The organism is Mesorhizobium sp. M8A.F.Ca.ET.161.01.1.1, from assembly GCF_004792105.1.
Taxonomy (GTDB): Bacteria; Pseudomonadota; Alphaproteobacteria; order Rhizobiales; family Rhizobiaceae; genus Mesorhizobium.
In genome coordinates, this window is sequence record NZ_SRTD01000123.1 from 1 (window position 1) to 400 (window position 400).

Below are 400 nucleotides of genomic sequence, written 5' to 3' on the forward strand. Positions count from 1 at the left end.
CCGACCCCTGACGGCCTGTCCCAGGACGCCGAAACGACCCGCCAGCGGCGCGGCCGCAGTGCATGGCTGGCCGATCTGGCACGGCCCGCGCGCGGCCGCCAGCGCCTGGCGGCGATGTGCATCAGCCTGTCCGGCGCCCTGTTGATCGGCCAGGCGGCTGCCATCGCCTGGCTGGTGCAGCAGGTACTGGTGGAGCGCGCGCCGCTGGCCTCGGGGCTGCCGGTGCTGGCAGGGCTGGCGGTGATCCTGGTGCTGCGCACGCTGCTGGGCAGCGCCACCCAGGCGGCCGCCGGCGATGTGGCCGATGCCGCGCGGCTGGCCCTGCGTGAGCGCGTGTTCGCCCGCCTGCTCGGCCATGGACCGCTGTGGCTGCGCCAGCGCCGCACCGGCGAACTGGGCG

Annotated in this window: 1 protein-coding gene; it reads left to right on the forward strand. The window is 76.5% G+C overall.

Translation table 11 applies throughout. From position 1 onward, the window contains the following. Window positions 1-400: hypothetical protein (locus EN804_RS34955; protein WP_210237384.1), on the forward strand; the 400-nt coding region annotated here is incomplete at both ends.